Annotated in this window: 13 protein-coding genes; 9 read left to right on the top strand and 4 right to left on the bottom strand. The window is 70.8% G+C overall.

Annotated elements, in window-relative coordinates:
* Nucleotides 1-7 precede the first annotated feature (7 nt).
* Both ABUW04_RS21520 and ABUW04_RS21515 read right to left on the bottom strand, forming a co-directional pair.
* Nucleotides 8-904, bottom strand: coding sequence for an SDR family NAD(P)-dependent oxidoreductase (locus ABUW04_RS21520; protein WP_380566268.1), 897 nt, complete (start codon nucleotides 902-904; stop codon nucleotides 8-10).
* Nucleotides 904-1,707: an acetoacetate decarboxylase family protein gene (locus tag ABUW04_RS21515; RefSeq protein WP_030264668.1), complete on the bottom strand. Its 804-nt coding sequence runs from the start codon at nucleotides 1,705-1,707 to the stop codon at nucleotides 904-906. Before ABUW04_RS21515 ends, ABUW04_RS21520 begins: the two co-directional genes overlap by 1 nt.
* An 83-nt stretch (nucleotides 1,708-1,790) precedes the next feature.
* Between ABUW04_RS21515 and ABUW04_RS21510 the strand changes: the two genes are divergently transcribed.
* From ABUW04_RS21510 to ABUW04_RS21480, 7 genes are all read left to right on the top strand, one after another.
* Nucleotides 1,791-2,426, top strand: coding sequence for a TetR/AcrR family transcriptional regulator (locus ABUW04_RS21510; protein ID WP_380566267.1), 636 nt, complete (start codon nucleotides 1,791-1,793; stop codon nucleotides 2,424-2,426).
* Between the two features lie 143 nt (nucleotides 2,427-2,569).
* Nucleotides 2,570-3,445, top strand: coding sequence for a nitrilase-related carbon-nitrogen hydrolase (locus ABUW04_RS21505; protein ID WP_051726490.1), 876 nt, complete (start codon nucleotides 2,570-2,572; stop codon nucleotides 3,443-3,445).
* A 7-nt stretch (nucleotides 3,446-3,452) separates the two neighbouring features.
* Nucleotides 3,453-4,784, top strand: a complete 1,332-nt coding sequence (locus tag ABUW04_RS21500) for an aspartate aminotransferase family protein (protein ID WP_030264679.1) — start codon at nucleotides 3,453-3,455, stop codon at nucleotides 4,782-4,784.
* Between the two features lie 50 nt (nucleotides 4,785-4,834).
* Entirely contained in the window at nucleotides 4,835-6,244 is a 1,410-nt protein-coding gene (gene hydA / locus ABUW04_RS21495; RefSeq protein ID WP_030264689.1) for a dihydropyrimidinase, read from the top strand.
* Between the two features lie 41 nt (nucleotides 6,245-6,285).
* Complete coding sequence (locus ABUW04_RS21490) at nucleotides 6,286-7,296, top strand: TIGR03842 family LLM class F420-dependent oxidoreductase (RefSeq protein WP_030264692.1); 1,011 nt, start codon at nucleotides 6,286-6,288, stop codon at nucleotides 7,294-7,296.
* Between the two features lie 123 nt (nucleotides 7,297-7,419).
* Nucleotides 7,420-8,964, top strand: coding sequence for an NCS1 family nucleobase:cation symporter-1 (locus ABUW04_RS21485; RefSeq protein WP_380566266.1), 1,545 nt, complete (start codon nucleotides 7,420-7,422; stop codon nucleotides 8,962-8,964).
* Between the two features lie 160 nt (nucleotides 8,965-9,124).
* Nucleotides 9,125-9,943, top strand: coding sequence for a methyltransferase domain-containing protein (locus ABUW04_RS21480; protein WP_380566265.1), 819 nt, complete (start codon nucleotides 9,125-9,127; stop codon nucleotides 9,941-9,943).
* A gap of 28 nt (nucleotides 9,944-9,971) precedes the next feature.
* Here ABUW04_RS21480 and ABUW04_RS21475 read toward each other — a convergent pair whose 3' ends face one another.
* The gene (locus tag ABUW04_RS21475) at nucleotides 9,972-10,565 is read right to left on the bottom strand and encodes a TetR/AcrR family transcriptional regulator (protein ID WP_380566264.1); all 594 of its coding nucleotides are present in this window, start codon (nucleotides 10,563-10,565) and stop codon (nucleotides 9,972-9,974) included.
* A gap of 119 nt (nucleotides 10,566-10,684) precedes the next feature.
* On the opposite strand from ABUW04_RS21475, the gene ABUW04_RS21470 reads away from it, so the two are divergent.
* Nucleotides 10,685-11,662, top strand: coding sequence for an oxidoreductase (locus ABUW04_RS21470; protein WP_380566263.1), 978 nt, complete (start codon nucleotides 10,685-10,687; stop codon nucleotides 11,660-11,662).
* A 776-nt stretch (nucleotides 11,663-12,438) separates the two neighbouring features.
* Nucleotides 12,439-12,792, top strand: coding sequence for an MmcQ/YjbR family DNA-binding protein (locus tag ABUW04_RS21465; RefSeq protein ID WP_037597990.1), 354 nt, complete (start codon nucleotides 12,439-12,441; stop codon nucleotides 12,790-12,792).
* A 22-nt stretch (nucleotides 12,793-12,814) separates the two neighbouring features.
* Here ABUW04_RS21465 and ABUW04_RS21460 read toward each other — a convergent pair whose 3' ends face one another.
* The gene (locus ABUW04_RS21460; protein ID WP_380566262.1) at nucleotides 12,815-13,099 is read right to left on the bottom strand and encodes a hypothetical protein; all 285 of its coding nucleotides are present in this window, start codon (nucleotides 13,097-13,099) and stop codon (nucleotides 12,815-12,817) included.
* Nucleotides 13,100-13,166 lie beyond the last annotated feature (67 nt).

The raw sequence follows: 13,166 nt of genomic DNA, 5'->3' as shown, positions 1-13,166 counted from the left end.
ATGATGCTCATGCCTTTTCATCCCATTGGATGAAGTTCTCCAGGTACGTCGGGTTGCTGCGCTCCAGCATCGACTGCGAGCGGGCCCGGATCTGCCGGTCGCTGTGCTCGCTCGGGGGCAGCATCCAGAAGCGGTCGGCGCGGATTCCGTCCACCACCGTCCCGGCCACCTCCTCGACCGGGGTGAACTCGACCTGCTGCCCTGCCGCCTCCATGGCTGCCTCCCACCCCGCCAGGCTGCGGTAGGGGGTCCTCCGGGGCCGCTGCTTGGCGAAGCGCTCGGGGCGGTTGCGGTGCGACTCCCACAGCCCGGTGCGCAGCATGTGCGGGCCGGGGAAGAGCACCGACGCGCTGACGGGCGCCTGCTCGGCGCGCAGGTGGGCGTAGAGCGACTCGGTCATGGTGACCACCGCGGCCTTGGTCACCGCGTAGACCGAAGCGGTGGGCAGCGGGGCGATCCCGCCGTCCCCCGAGGAGGTGTTGACGATGTGTCCGGGCGTCCCGGCCGCCAGCATCCTGGGCACGAAGGCCTGGATGCCGTGGAACACGCCCCAGACGTTGACCGCGAAGGCCCACTTCCAGTCGTTGGGCTCGTGCTCCCACATCCGGCCCTCGGCGCCGGAGCCGACCCCGGCGTTGTTGCACAGCACGTGCACCGCGCCGAAGGCCCGGTAGGCCGCGTCGGCCAGGGCGTCCACGCTCTCCCGCTCGGAGACGTCCACCAGCTGGCCGACCACCTCCGCGCCGCGTTCGCGCAGCCCGGCGACGGCCTTGTCGAGGGCGGGCTCCTCGACGTCGGCGAGCACCACCTGGAGACCCTCGGCGGCGAAGCGCTCGGCCATGGCCAGCCCGATGCCGCTGGCGGCGCCGGTCACCACGGCCACCTGTCCGGGTAGCAGCTCCATCACTCACCACCGCCGGGCAGCGGGGGTGCGTCCAGCACCTGCATCGGGTCGTCGTAGCGCTGGTGGACGTAGGGCAGCAGGGCCTGCGCGCTGACCCGTTCGACGACCCTGCCGCGCTGGTCCGAGGTCTTCTCGCCGATGGTGATCTCCAGCAGCCGGCGCACCGGCAGGTCCGCCACCGGGTCGAAGGCCGACTCGCGCAGGAGCACCTCGCCGTCGACGGCTTCGAGCCGGCGGACCCGCTCGTTGCGGGTGCAGTGCACCAGCACCGGGTCCAGGTCGAAGCCCTCGCCGTCCACGGCGGGCAGGAACTTCAGGTAGAAGTCCAGCTTCTCCACCGGCTCCGGTACCGGCAGCTCGCCGGTGATCCGGCCGACCACCTCGACGAAGGTGATCCCGTGCCGGGTCAGCGTGGCGCGGACCCGGTCGCCGTCCCGCTCCACGGCCACCTCGCCGAGCTTCTTGGGCTCGCCGAACACCTCCCGGCCGCCGATCAGCGCCCGTTCGGTGGTCATCGGCATCACCAGCGGGTACCAGCCGGTGTGTGCGCCGTGCTGGGCGCTGACGGCGAAGGACCCGGCCCCGAGCGGCGAGCCGAACAGGTCGACCTGGCTGATGTTGACCCGGACCAGGGACCGCTCGGCCGGCTTCAGCGGCGGCGGCAGTACCTGGGCGACGGCGTCGGGGTCGCTCTCCCAGACGGCGACGACACCGGTGGACCAGATGTCGGGCAGGACGGCGCGGCTGCTCTTCGTCGCGGCGATGTCGGCTTCGGTGCGCGGACCGTAGCGTACGCGTGCCATGGGCGGTCTCCCTTGCTGCGTTGGGGTCTGTAACACTGTTACTCCGAAAGGCGTGAAGGGTAAAGAGCGAAGGACAAAGGAAGATGACGGATCGTCAGCCGATCGACCGGGAGAGTGTGCTGCTGGCCGCCGAGGCGCTGGTGCGCGACCGGGGGCCGGCGGGGCTGAGCATGCGCAAGCTCGCGGCGGAACTGGGCGCCGCCGTCACGGCGATCTACTGGCACGTGGGGAACCGGGAGGCGCTGCTGGACGAGCTGGTGCAGCGCACCGTCGCCGAGATGGGTCAGATCGAGGCGCGCGGCGCCACCCCGGCGGCGCGGGCCGAGTCGGTAGCGCTGGCGCTGCGGCGCAAGCTCCGGGAGCGTCCGCATCTGATCGCGCTGGTGCACGAGCGCGGGCTGACCGAGCTGATGATGCTGCCGGCCCAGCGCGCCCTGGTGCACGAGGCGCATGCGGCGGGGCTGCGCGGTACGGCGGCGGCCGAGGCGGTCCGGGTGCTGCAGTTCCACGTCGTCGGATTCGTCCTGGTGGAGCGCAACCGCGAGCGCGCGCCCCGGCAGCAGCCGGGGGAGCCGGAGCTGTGGGACGCGGAGACGGCGGAGCAGGATCCGGCCCTGGCCGCGACGCTGGGCGGGGCGCCCGACCCGGAGCGGCTCTTCGAACTCTCCACCCGCGCGTTGATCGCCTCGCTCTGGGGTATCCCGCGTCCGAAGGAGTGATCTCCACGCGCTGCGGGAAACACGAATGTCTTCGCTGTGTTACGCCCGACGTATTGCCAGGATTACGTTGATCGTCCTACGGTCTACGCACGTAGACAGACGGGTCGATATGTCAGCCCGTCGGTAGAAGGTGAGGGTGTGTCATGTCCAACCCCGCTCAGAGCCAGTCCCAGGGTCCCACCCAGATCGTCCGTGCCGCACTCGTCCAGACCAGGTGGACCGGCGACAGCGCCTCCATGATCGACCTGCACGAGCGCTACGCCCGCGAGGCCGCTGCCCAGGGCGCGCAGATCATCGGGTTCCAGGAGGTCTTCAACGCGCCCTACTTCTGCCAGGTGCAGGAGGAGGAGCACTACCGCTGGGCCGAGGCCGTGCCGGACGGGCCCACCGTCACCCGGATGCAGGCCCTCGCCCGCGAGCTCAACATGGTCATCGTCGTCCCGGTCTACGAGGTCGAGCAGCCCGGCGTGTACTACAACACCGCGGCCGTGATCGACGCCGACGGCAGCTACCTCGGCAAGTACCGCAAGCACCACATCCCGCAGGTCAAGGGCTTCTGGGAGAAGTACTACTTCAAGCCGGGGAACCTGGGCTGGCCAGTGTTCGACACCGCCGTCGGCCGGATCGGCGTCTACATCTGCTACGACCGGCACTTCCCTGAGGGCTGGCGGGCGCTGGGCCTGGCCGGGGCGCAGCTGGTCTACAACCCCTCCGCCACCAGCCGGGGCCTGTCCGCCTACCTGTGGCAGCTGGAGCAGCCGGCCGCCGCCGTCGCCAACGAGTACTTCGTCGCTGCGATCAACCGGGTCGGCGTCGAGGAGTACGGCGACAACGACTTCTACGGCACCAGCTACTTCGTGGACCCGCGCGGCCAGTTCGTCGGCGACCCGGCCTCCGACAAGGAGGAGGAGCTGGTGGTCCGCGACCTGGACTTCGGGCTGATCGAGGAGGTCAGGCACCAGTGGGCCTTCTACCGGGACCGGCGCCCGGACGCCTACGGCCCGCTCGCGGAGGCCTGAGCCGACCATGTCCGACCAGAGCCGCGCACCGGAGACCCCGAGCCTGCACCAGCGCCACCGCGCCGTCACCCCGGCCTGGCTGGCCACGTACTACAGCGAACCGATCGAGCTCACCCACGGCGAGGGCCGGCATGTGTGGGACTCGGCCGGCAACCGCTACCTGGACTTCTTCGGCGGCATCCTCACCACCATGACCGCCCACGCCCTGCCCGAGGTCACCAAGGCCGTGGCCGAGCAGGCCGGGCGGATCATCCACTCCTCCACGCTCTACCTCTCCTCCGGCATGGTCGAGCTGGCCGAGCAGATCGCCGGCCTCTCCGGCATCCCGGACGCCAAGGTCTTCTTCACCACCTCCGGCACCGAGGCCAATGACGCCGCCCTGCTGCTGGCCACCGCGTACCGCCACTCCAACCAGGTGCTGGCGATGCGGAACAGCTACCACGGCCGCTCCTTCACCACCATCGGGATCACCGGCAACGGCGCCTGGTCGCCGACCAGCCTCTCCCCGCTGCAGACTCTCTACGTGCACGGCGGGGTGCGCACCCGCGGCCCGTTCGCGCACCTCTCGGACGCCGACTTCATCGCCGCCTGCACCCAGGACCTGGAGGACCTGCTGGGCCAGGTCGGCGGCAACGTGGCGGCGCTGATCGCCGAGCCGATCCAGGGCGTCGGCGGGTTCACCCACGGTCCTGACGGACTGTTCGCCGCCTTCAAGCGGGTGCTGGACCGGCACGGCATCCTCTGGATCTCGGACGAGGTGCAGACCGGATGGGGCCGTACCGGCGACCACTTCTGGGGCTGGCAGGCGCACGCCGAGGCCGGGCCGCCCGACATCCTCACCTTCGCCAAGGGCATCGGCAACGGCCTGGCCATGGGCGGCGTGGTCGCCCGCGCCGAGGTGATGGACTGCCTGGACGCCAACTCCATCTCCACCTTCGGCGGCAGCCCGGTCACCACCGCCGGCGCCCTCGCCAACCTGCGCCACCTGCTGGAGCACGACCTCCAGGGCAACGCCCGGCGCACCGGTGCGCTGCTGGTCAAGCGGCTGCTGGCGGCCGACCTGCCGGTGGTGCGGGAGGTGCGCGGCAAGGGTCTGATGATCGGGGTGGAGCTGGTCGACGCGGCCGGCGAACCCTCGCCCGCCGCGGCCGCCGCAACCCTGGAGCACGCCCGCGAGCTGGGCCTGCTGATCGGCAAGGGCGGACTCGCGGGCAACGTCCTGCGTGTCGCCCCGCCGCTCTCGCTCACCGAGGGCGAGGCTGTCGAGGGCGCCGACCTGCTGGTCGAGGCGCTGCGCCGGGCCCAGGCGCAGACCTTCGGCCCCGAACCCCGACCGTGAAGCCGCCGAGCATCCACGGTGAAGCCATCTCCTGAAGGGAGCCGACCCGCATGTCACTGCCCCGCACCGTGATCCGCAACGGTCTCGTCATCACCGCCGCCGAGGAGGTCCACGCCGACGTCCTGATCGAGGGCGAGCGGGTGGTCGCCCTCGCCGCGACCGGCAGCTCCGCGGCCCAGGCCTGGACCGCCGAGACCGAGTACGACGCCACCGGACGCTATGTCGTCCCGGGCGGCGTCGACGCCCACACCCACATGGAGATGCCCTTCGGCGGCACCAAGGCCGCGGACACCTTCGAGACCGGCACCCGGGCCGCCGCCTGGGGCGGTACCACCACCATCATCGACTTCGCCATCCAGTCGGTCGGCGGCACCCTGCGCGACGGCCTGGACGCCTGGCACGCCAAGGCCGAGGGCAACTGCTCCATCGACTACGGCCTGCACATGATCATGGCGGACGTCACCGAGGACTCGCTCAAGGAGATGGACGTCCTGGTCGAGGAGGGGGTCACCTCCTTCAAGCTGTTCATGGCCTATCCGGGCGTCTTCTACAGCGACGACGGCCGGATCCTGCGCGCCATGCAGCGGGCCGGCGGCAACGGCGGTCTGGTGATGATGCACGCCGAGAACGGCATCGCCATCGACGTGCTGGTCGAGCAGGCGCTGGCGGCCGGGCGCACCGACCCCCGCTACCACGGCGAGGTGCGCCGCGAACTGCTGGAGGCCGAGGCCACCCACCGCGCCATCCAGCTGTCCCGGGTGGCCGGCGGCGCGCCGCTCTACATCGTCCACGTCTCGGCCGAGCAGGCCGTCGCCGAGATCGCCGCCGCCCGGCGGCTGGGCCTCAACGTCTTCGGCGAGACCTGTCCGCAGTACCTGTTCCTCTCCACCGACAACCTGGCCGAGCCCGACTTCGAGGGCGCCAAGTACGTCTGCAGCACCCCGCTGCGGCCCCGCGAGCACCAGGCCGCGCTCTGGCGCGGGCTGCGCACCGACGACCTCTCGGTGGTCTCCACCGACCACTGCCCGTTCTGCTTCAACGGGCAGAAGGAGCTGGGCCGGGGCGACTTCTCCAAGATCCCCAACGGGATGCCGGGGGTGGAGAACCGGATGGACCTGCTGCACCAGGCGGTCCTGGACGGGAACATCTCCCGCCGCCGCTGGATCGAGCTGGCCTGCGCCACCCCGGCCCGGATGTTCGGCCTCTACCCGCGCAAGGGCACCATCGCTCCCGGCGCCGACGCCGACATCGTCATCTTCGACCCGCACGAGCGGTACACCATGTCCGCCGCCACCCACCACATGAACGTCGACTACTCGGCGTACGAGGGCAAGCAGGTCACCGGCCGGGCCCGGACCGTGCTGTCGCGCGGCGCCGCGGTGGTCCACGACGGCGAGTACGTCGGCCGCCCCGGCCACGGCACCTACCTGCCGCGCGGCACCTCGCAGTATCTGATCTGAGACCTCATCAACTGACAGAACCTCAGGAATGGAGCGACAGCATGGACTTCGGCCTGGTACTGCAGACGGACCCGCCCGCACAGCTGCTGATCGACCGGATGAAGCGGGCCGAGACGGCAGGCTTCGGCTACGGCTGGACCTTCGACTCGGTGGTGCTGTGGCAGGAGCCCTTCGTCACCTATGCCCGGATCCTCGCCGAGACGGAGCGGATGACCGTGGGCCCCATGGTCACCAACCCGTCCACCCGCACCTGGGAGGTGACCGCCTCCCTCTTCGCCACCCTCAACGACACCTACGGCAACCGCACCGTCTGCGGCATCGGCCGCGGCGACTCGGCGATGCGGGTGGCCGGACGAAAGCCGGCCACCCTGGCCCGCCTCGGCGAGGCCATGCACGCCATCAAGGAGCTCGCCGAGGGCCGGGAGACCGTGGTCGACGGCACCGCGATGCGGCTGCCCTGGGTCAAGGACGGCTCGCTCCCGATCTGGATGGGCGCCTACGGGCCCAAGGCACTGGAGTTGACCGGCCGTCAGGCCGACGGCTTCATCCTGCAGTTGGCCGACCCCTTCCTGACCGAGTGGATGGTCAAGGCGGTCCGCAGCGCCGCCGAGCAGGCCGGTCGCGATCCCGACGCGATCAGCATCTGCGTCGCCGCCCCTGCCTACGTCACCGACGGCAGCGACGAGCAGCTCGCCCACGCCCGGGAGCAGAGCCGCTGGTTCGGCGGCATGGTCGGCAACCACGTCGCCGACCTGGTCAGCCGGTACGGCGAGCACTCGGACATGGTCCCGGAGGCGCTGACCGACTACATCAAGGACCGGGCCGGCTACGACTACAGTCACCACGGCCGCGCCGGCAACCCGGACACGGCGTTCGTCCCGGACGAGATCGTGGACCGGTTCTGCCTGCTCGGCCCGGTCGAGGCGCACCTGGAGAAGCTGGAGCAGCTGCGCGCCCTGGGCGTGGACCAGTTCGCCGTCTACGCCATGCACGACGCCGTCGAGAGCACCATCGACGCTTACGGATCCGACATCATCCCCGCCTTCACCTGAAACACACCGGCTCCAGCCTGCTCGGACAGGCGGAGCACGGCCCCCACCCGCAGCACTGCCCACCCGCACCACGCACCGCCTCGTTCCAGCCCCCGCACGAGACCCCCGCGATCCGAGGTGCCCATGTCAGCTACTGCCCAGCCCACCGATCTGACGTCCAGACAGCTCACCGCCCCGGACGGCCGGGTGGAACTCGCTCCCGACGTCGTCCTGGACGACCCCCGCTTCGCCAACGGCGACCTGCTGCCGGTGCCGCTGGAGAAGCGCCGTTGGACCACCTACAACTACATGGCCCTGTGGGTCGGGATGTCCCACTGCATCCCCTCCTGGACGCTGGCCTCCGGGCTGGTCGCGCTCGGCATGGACTGGAAGCAGGCGGTGTTCACCATCGCCCTGGGCAACCTGATCGTGCTGGTGCCGATGCTGCTCAACGGCCATGCCGGCACCAAGTACGGGATACCCTTCCCGGTCTTCGCGCGGGCCTCCTTCGGGGTGCGCGGGGCCAACCTGCCAGCGATGATGCGGGCCGCGGTGGCCTGCGCCTGGTTCGGCATCCAGACCTGGATCGGCGGTTCGGGCATCTTCGTCCTGGCCGGGAAGGCCTTCGGCCACGGCTGGGCCAACGCCTCCACGATTGGCGGCTACGCCTGGACGCTGTGGCTGTCGTTCCTGCTGTTCTGGGTGCTGGAGATCGCCATCATCGCCCGCGGCATGGAGACCCTGCGCCGCTTCGAGAACTGGGCCGCGCCCTTCGTCATCGTCGGCGCGGTCGCGCTGCTGGTGTGGATCACCGTCAAGGCGGGCGGGTTCGGCCCGCTGCTGGACCAGCCGTCCGCGCTGGGCTGGGGGAGCGGCTTCTGGAAGGTCTTCTTCCCCTCGCTGATGGGCATGATCGGCTTCTGGTCCACGCTCTCGCTGAACATCCCCGACTTCACCCGCTTCGGCGGCAGCCAGCGCGCCCAACTCTGGGGCCAGGCCCTGGGCCTGCCCACCACCATGACCCTCTTCGCGCTGCTCTCGGTGCTGGTCACCTCGGGCTCGCAGGCCGTCTACGGCGCCCCGATCTGGGACCCGATCGAACTCGCCGGGAAGATGGACAGCATCCCGGGCACCCTGTTCGCGCTGCTGGTGGTGCTGATCGCGACCCTCTCCACCAATATCGCGGCCAATGTGGTCAGCCCCGCCTACGACCTGGCGCACCTGCTGCCGCGCTTCGTCAACTTCCGTACCGGGGCCCTGATCACCGGTGTGATCGGGATCGTGATCTTCCCGTGGAAGCTCTACTCCAACCCCAACGTCTACATCTTCACCTGGCTCGGCACCGTCGGCGGCCTGCTCGGCACGGTCTCCGGCATCCTCATCGCCGACTACTGGATCCTGCGCCGCACCAGCCTGCACGTGGACGAGCTGTACCGTGAGAGCGGACGCTACTGGTACGCGGGCGGCTGGAACTGGCGGGCGGTGGTCGCGCTGCTGGTCGGCGCGGTGCTGGCGGTCGGCGGCTCCTACTCGGCGCTGGACGCCAAGGGCGTCAAGCAGGGCCCCTTCCCGGTGCACGGCCTGATCCCGTTCCTCAAACCGCTGGCCGACTACGGCTGGGCGGTCGGCCTCGCCTCGGCGATGCTGCTGTACACCCTGTTCAGCCTCAACCGGAGCGAACGCGTCTGACGGTTAGTCGGGTTGACCTCTGACTGCATGTCTGACTGTACGTCACCCGCACGTCACCCCTGAACCGCTGCCGCCCCGTCTCGCCGTCGGGGCGGCAGCCGCATTCCCGGACGGCTGTGCCTGCACGTCCGACCCCGGGCCCCGTCCTAGAGTTGGCGCCATGAGTGCTGACGCACGGCCGACCTCCGCGTTCCATGCCGACAACATGTCCGATTCGATGACCGGCAGACTGGTCGGCGCGCTGGACGCGCAGGGGGCCAGCGCGGGGGTGCGGCGCCTGCGGGCCTGGGCGCACTCCGGCCTCGCGGCAGCCCCGGGGGAGCGAGCGCTGGACGTCGGCGCCGGCACCGGCTCGGAGACCCAGGTGCTGGCGGCGGCCGTCGGGCCGGGCGGCGGGGCGGTCGGCGTCGAGCCCAATGCCGGACTGCGGGCGGTCGCCGAGCAGCGGGCGACCGAGGCGGGGAACGCGGCGCGCTTCGTCGACGGCGACGCGCTGGCCCTGCCCTTCGGCGACGCGTCGGTCGACGTCGTCTGGTGCGAGCGGGTGTTCCAGCACCTCGCTGAGCCGCAGCGGGCCGCGGCGGAGATCGCCCGGGTGCTCCGGCCCGGCGGCCGGGTCGCCCTGCTGGACACCGACTGGGCCACCACCATCCTGCACCCCGGCGACCCCGCCGTTGTCGCGGCCCTGAGCAGCTGCGCCCTCGCCACTGCCGCCAACCCGTACGCCGGTCGGCGGCTGCTGGGCGATGTGACCGGGGCCGGTCTGGTGGTCGACGACATCGGCTCGCAGGCCCTGGTCCAGGACCACCGGGTGGTCACCTGGCCACTCGTGCGGATGCTGGCCGAGACTGCCCTGCGCCGCGAGCTGATCACCGCCGAGCAGCGGGACGCCCTCTACGCGGATCTGGCGGCAGCGGCGGAACAGGGGGCGCTGCACATGTCGGTGACCATGTTCGGCGTCCTCGCCCGCAGAAGCTGAACCTGACCGCGGCTCAGTCGGTCGCGGCTCAGTCGATCGCGGATCCGGCCCTGCTGCGCAGCCCGTCGCAGACGACGGCGGTGAGGTGATCCAGCGCGGCGGCGTCGGCTTCCGGGTCGGTGCCGGTTCCGGCGCCGGTGCGTGTCAGGCAGCCGTTCATCAGGGCTTTGACGTCGGCGTAGTCGACGTCGGGGCGGACCGATCCGGCCTCCTGGGCGCGGGTGAGCAGGGCGGACAGTCCGCCGGTGAGGTCCAGGCCGGCGGTCTCGGCCGCGGACTCCAGGTCGTAGCCGCCCCCGGCGAGGGCCTCGGCCAGCCCCCGGTTGGCCGCGCCCTCGCGGATCAGGGTGGCGAAGAAGGTGAAGAACGCGGGGCCCGGCTCCTGTTCCTCGGCCAGCAGTTCCGCTTCGGCGATGAGCTGCTCCAGGCGCTGCAGCAGGATCGCCGCGAACAGCTCCTGCTTGGTGGGGAAGTGCCGGCTGACGGTGCCGGTGCCGACCCCGGCGCGTCTGGCGATCTCATGGACCGGGACCGACAGCCCATCGGTCGCGAAGACCTCCGCCGCCACCTCCAGCACGCGGGCACGGTTGCGTCGGGCGTCGGCGCGCGGTTGCTTCGCCATCACTGAGCGGGGCCTCCCTCTTCACTTCTCATGGACAAACGGGATGAGAGTCCCGTATATTTCAACTAAGCGGGACGTCCATCCCGATTGTATCGCCGTGCATCGGAGGAGGCACCACGATGAACAGCAACACGGCACCGTCAGCAGAGTGGACTTCGGCGGACGTTCCGGACCAGCGGGGACGAACCGTGGTGATCACCGGCGGCAACACCGGCCTCGGCTTCGAGACCGCCCAGGTGTTCGCCCAGCGGGGCGCCACGGTCGTACTGGCCTGCCGAAACCCCGAGCGCGCGGCCGACGCCAGGGCGCGCATCGCGGTCGGCGCACCGGCGGCGCAGGTCAGCACCCTGGAGTTGGACCTGGCCTCGCTGGCGTCGATCCGCAGCGCGGCCGAGCGACTGCGCGCCGACCTTCCGCGGATCGACCTGCTCATCAACAACGCCGGCGGGGTACGGCCCAGCCACGACGTCACCGAGGACGGCTTCGAGCTGACCCTCGCCACCAACCACCTCGGCCCGTTCGCCTTCACCGGCCTGCTGCTGGACCAGCTGCTGGCGACGCCCGGCTCGCGGATCGTGACGGTCAGCAGCATCGGCCACCGGCGCGGCACCATCGACTTCGACGACCTCGACCTCCAACACGGATACCGCTTCCAGACCGCCTACTTCCAGGCGAAGCTCGCCAACCTGATGTTCACCTACGAGTTGCAGCGCAGGCTGGCGGCGTCCGGAGCGGGAACCATCGCGGTCGCGGCCCACCCGGGCAACGCCCGCACCGAGTTCGGGCGCGACATGTCGGTGGTGGCCAGGACCGTGATGCATCCCCGGATGCGGCTGTTCACGTCGTGGCTGCTGCAGTCCCCGCAGATGGGCGCCCTGTCGACACTCCGCGCCGCCACCGACCCCGACGTCGAAGGCGGCGACTACTACGGCCCTCCCGGCAGGGCCCAGTTCACCGGCTACCCGACCCGGGTGCAGTCCAGCCCGCGCTCCTACGACACCGAGGCGCAGCAACGCCTCTGGCAGGAGTCCGAACGCCTGACCGGCGTCCGCTACGCGTTCGCGGGCGACACGGCGGGCAGCGTGAGTGGGGAATGACGCCTGGCGGGGGAGGCGGGGCGGCGTAGTCGGTTGTTTGCGGAAGCTGTAGGTGGCTTACATGGCGGGTTCGTTGCCGCCCTCCGCCGTCCGTGGCTTGTTGCTGTTGCTCGGCTCCGCCTCGCGGGCCAACTACAGCGGGGGAGCGGGGCCGGTGTCGGGCGCCGTTGCCGGGTGAGGCGTCGGGGGATGGGGCGCGGAAACGGTTCTGCTGAACGGCTTCGGGCGAACCGGGGTCGATTCCGGTACGTCGGGTCACTTTTGGTACGCCAGGACCAGGGCAAATAGGGCATTACGGCATGATCAAGTGACACCTTGTCCCGAAATCGACCCCGGTTCAGTCCAAGGCCCGGCTTTCTGGGTCACTGCCTGTATGCCCGGACAGCCCTCTCGGTCGAGTGACCAAAGTGGATAGGGCATCTGGCTGGGGAATCGTTTCTGCGAGCACCCCGCACCGGCCCGCCGCCCGGCAACGGCGAGATCCCGCACCCCTCCCCGTCCTTGTCGCCGCGAGCGTAGCGAGCAACAGCAACAAGCCACGGGCGGGGGTGGGCGGCAATGGTGGCGCCATGTAAGCCACCTACAGTTTCCGCAGACTACCGGCGACGCCGTCCAGCCTCCCCGATCGGGAACCTGTCCCCGTTTCGCGGACAGACCGCGTCCGTCACCCCACCTGCAGTCCCACGGGTGCGGCGAGTCCGGCCGCTTGCTGCTCCGGCGGGTGGTCGTCGCCGTAGAATCTGATCCCCGGAGTCCGGTAGCCGAAGGGAGTGCCCGTGCTCGACGCCGACGACGTCCGCCAGATCGCCCTGTCGCTGCCGCAGACGGTGGAGAAGGAGATGTGGAACCACCCGACCTTCCACGTCGCGGGCCGCATGTTCGTCACGGTCCCGGACGACGGGACGTCCTTCGCGGTGCGTTGTCCCAGGGTCGACCGGTTCGAGCTGATCGCCTCCGAGCCGGAGAAGTTCTGGGTGCCGCCGCACGAGGCCAACTCGTCCTGGGTGCGGGCCCGGCTGGCGGCGCTGGAGGACCTCGACGAGCTCCGCGACATCGTGGTCGACTCCTGGCGGCAGGCCGCACCGGATGAACTCGCGGACCTGCTGCCCCCGCCGGGGGCGGGCGGCTGACGCCCGACTGATGCCCGACCCGTCAGGCCGCCTCGTGCACCGGGCGGGTGCGGGTCCTGGGTGACTGGCGCCTGCTGCGCCGGTCGGTGATCCGGGTCGGCTGCTCGGCGGACGTCCCGGTCGGTGCCGGCGCTGCCTGAGTGAACGTCAGCAGGTCGCTGGGGCGCGGCAGGTCGGCGGTCTCGCGGCGGACGATCCGCAGCGTCGCGGTGCGCCGCTCTCCGCCGACCGACCAGGCGACGGTGCCGACGGTCCCCTCGGGGCGGAACGTGCTGTCCTGCTGGTCGACCTTGACGCTGGTGCTCATGGCTGCCTCCGTGACCTGGCTGGCTCCCCTTCCGGGGCTTGTGGGTACCACGATGTGCGCCGTGCAT

Source organism: Streptacidiphilus jeojiensis (genome assembly GCF_042510965.1).
GTDB lineage: Bacteria > Actinomycetota > Actinomycetes > Streptomycetales > Streptomycetaceae > Streptacidiphilus > Streptacidiphilus jeojiensis.
This window is presented reverse-complemented; position numbering and strand designations above follow the sequence as displayed.

Coding starts and splice junctions, on each gene's coding strand:
- hydA (WP_030264689.1), top strand. CDS start 4,835: ATGTCACTGCCCCGCACCGTGATCCGCAACGGTCTCGTCATCACCGCC.
- ABUW04_RS21490 (WP_030264692.1), top strand. CDS start 6,286: ATGGACTTCGGCCTGGTACTGCAGACGGACCCGCCCGCACAGCTGCTG.
- ABUW04_RS21515 (WP_030264668.1), bottom strand. CDS start 1,707: ATGGCACGCGTACGCTACGGTCCGCGCACCGAAGCCGACATCGCCGCG.
- ABUW04_RS21485 (WP_380566266.1), top strand. CDS start 7,420: ATGTCAGCTACTGCCCAGCCCACCGATCTGACGTCCAGACAGCTCACC.
- ABUW04_RS21505 (WP_051726490.1), top strand. CDS start 2,570: ATGTCCAACCCCGCTCAGAGCCAGTCCCAGGGTCCCACCCAGATCGTC.
- ABUW04_RS21470 (WP_380566263.1), top strand. CDS start 10,685: ATGAACAGCAACACGGCACCGTCAGCAGAGTGGACTTCGGCGGACGTT.
- ABUW04_RS21475 (WP_380566264.1), bottom strand. CDS start 10,565: ATGGCGAAGCAACCGCGCGCCGACGCCCGACGCAACCGTGCCCGCGTG.
- ABUW04_RS21510 (WP_380566267.1), top strand. CDS start 1,791: ATGACGGATCGTCAGCCGATCGACCGGGAGAGTGTGCTGCTGGCCGCC.
- ABUW04_RS21500 (WP_030264679.1), top strand. CDS start 3,453: ATGTCCGACCAGAGCCGCGCACCGGAGACCCCGAGCCTGCACCAGCGC.
- ABUW04_RS21520 (WP_380566268.1), bottom strand. CDS start 904: ATGGAGCTGCTACCCGGACAGGTGGCCGTGGTGACCGGCGCCGCCAGC.
- ABUW04_RS21460 (WP_380566262.1), bottom strand. CDS start 13,099: ATGAGCACCAGCGTCAAGGTCGACCAGCAGGACAGCACGTTCCGCCCC.
- ABUW04_RS21480 (WP_380566265.1), top strand. CDS start 9,125: ATGAGTGCTGACGCACGGCCGACCTCCGCGTTCCATGCCGACAACATG.